The sequence below is a fragment of the Ammoniphilus sp. CFH 90114 genome, from assembly GCF_004123195.1.
Taxonomy (GTDB): domain Bacteria; phylum Bacillota; class Bacilli; order Aneurinibacillales; family RAOX-1; genus YIM-78166.
Genome location: NZ_SDLI01000051.1, coordinates 1 through 1,360, shown reverse-complemented (window position 1 = coordinate 1,360; position 1,360 = coordinate 1). Strand labels below are relative to the sequence as shown.

The 1,360-nt window shown below is 38.7% G+C and carries 2 protein-coding genes; one reads left to right on the top strand and one right to left on the bottom strand.

Translation table 11 applies throughout. From position 1 onward, the window contains the following. Nucleotides 1-328: 328 nt before the first annotated feature. Nucleotides 329-733, bottom strand: coding sequence for a tyrosine-type recombinase/integrase (locus EIZ39_RS26135; RefSeq protein ID WP_240675959.1), 405 nt, complete (start codon nt 731-733; stop codon nt 329-331). 228 nt (nt 734-961) lie between these two features. On the opposite strand from EIZ39_RS26135, the gene EIZ39_RS26130 reads away from it, so the two are divergent. Next, entirely contained in the window at nt 962-1,162 is a 201-nt protein-coding gene (locus EIZ39_RS26130) for a cold-shock protein (RefSeq protein WP_129204521.1), read from the top strand. Nucleotides 1,163-1,360: the final 198 nt, after the last annotated feature.

Here is a 1,360-nt window from a genome sequence, read left to right as displayed (position 1 = left end):
AGTATAGTGCGCTGCCAAGCGCACTAAAAACCATTCAATATAGGATGGTTTTTGTTGTTCTTACTCCGCTATCCTGCCCGTTACCGCAGCAACGAAGCAAGGAATGGATGCCCATCCCGTTCCTCGCTATCAACCTCTGTTAGCTGAGTAAGTGAAATTAAATACTCACTAAGACTGAATAAACTTGAAGATGAAAAATAAGTCCATAGTAGTCCCTCCTATTTCTTTTACCATTTTATCACATTTAGTCAAACTGATTATCGTAGTAACTGCCCCATACTATAATAGGAGCCTCTTGGCTCCTTAGAAAAATCTCTTGTATAGTTCTCTACGACGTTCTCCCCTTAACTGAGCATAAATTTGGGCTGTAGATGCCTTTTTCATGCCCTAACATCCCTTGAATAAAATCTAATGGTGCACCGTTATCGAGTAGCTGGCACGCATAGGTGTGTCGAAAACGATGAGGATAAACATTAACAGGAACTCTTCCACGGGATGCAATCAGCTTCACGGCATAACGGAGAGTTGGGATCGTCATTCTCCGAATCGGGTTGCGCTCTTCTCGGCTATCTAAATACTTTTTTAGCCACAAAGTGACGTCCTCTAGCTCCAAATCACCTATTTCACAAGTAAGGACATTCAACTGAAGATTATAAGCCTTCAATGTGTGAGGGCTAAAACCCAAAATCCGTTTATCTGCTTTATATAAACTCCATAATTCACTTAGATACAATGCAATCCCCTTTAGTGAAGTAATAAGATGGAGGAACCAAATTAGCTTAACAATTATGAATTTCCTCAATCCAGTTAAAATTGAACAAGCTGATCTAACACAAAGTTTAATTTACAAACTGTGGAAATGCGGTATAATATATTTAGTCGATTCACATTTTATAATAGAGGTATCAATTCGAAGTGATTGATCCTCTTAATAAAATGTGATAATTTTGGAGGTTTTACAGTGCAAACAGGAACAGTTAAATGGTTTAATGCAGAAAAGGGTTTTGGATTTATCGAAAGAGAAGGCGGAGACGACGTTTTCGTACATTTTAGTGCAATCACTGGTGATGGGTTTAAGTCTTTAGATGAAGGTCAACGTGTTCAATTTGACGTTGAAAAAGGTCAACGTGGCCCTCAAGCGACAAACGTTGTTAAATTATAGGTAATAAAAGGGAAATCCCTTTATAAATAACAACAAAAAGAGCAAGGTAAGCTATTATTATAGCACCTTGCTCTTTTTTAAATATTTTGAGGAGATCAGGTGCCCCACAATAATTTGAAAAAGACTGCCGAAGCAGCCTTTCCTACGGGCAGACCATTAAACCATCCGGACATAGCTCTAAAGCCCCCTAACAGGATT